The sequence below is a fragment of the uncultured Virgibacillus sp. genome (assembly GCF_947495635.1).
GTDB lineage: Bacteria > Bacillota > Bacilli > Bacillales > Amphibacillaceae > Virgibacillus > Virgibacillus salarius.
Genome location: NZ_CANMAB010000251.1, coordinates 1 through 248, shown reverse-complemented (window position 1 = coordinate 248; position 248 = coordinate 1). Strand labels below are relative to the sequence as shown.

3 tRNA genes are annotated in these 248 nt (G+C 60.1%); all 3 read right to left on the bottom strand.

The features are described 5' to 3' along the window. Position 1: 1 nt before the first annotated feature. A tRNA-Arg gene (locus tag Q1A47_RS20740) sits at positions 2-75 on the bottom strand. A 3-nt stretch (positions 76-78) separates the two neighbouring features. Beyond that, positions 79-167: transfer RNA gene (locus tag Q1A47_RS20735), tRNA-Leu, on the bottom strand. Positions 168-173: 6 nt separating this feature from the next. Beyond that, positions 174-248: transfer RNA gene (locus Q1A47_RS20730), tRNA-Gly, on the bottom strand.

The following is a 248-nucleotide window of genomic DNA, read 5'->3' as shown; positions in this document are numbered from 1 at the left end:
GCGCGCCCGAGAGGAGTCGAACCCCTAACCTCTTGATCCGTAGTCAAACGCTCTATCCAATTGAGCTACGGGCGCTTATGGTGCCGAGGGCCGGACTCGAACCGGCACGGTGGAAACCCACCGCAGGATTTTAAGTCCTGTGCGTCTGCCAATTCCGCCACCCCGGCTTGGCTTGGAGCGGAAGACGGGATTCGAACCCGCGACCCCCACCTTGGCAAGGTGATGTTCTACCACTGAACTACTTCCGC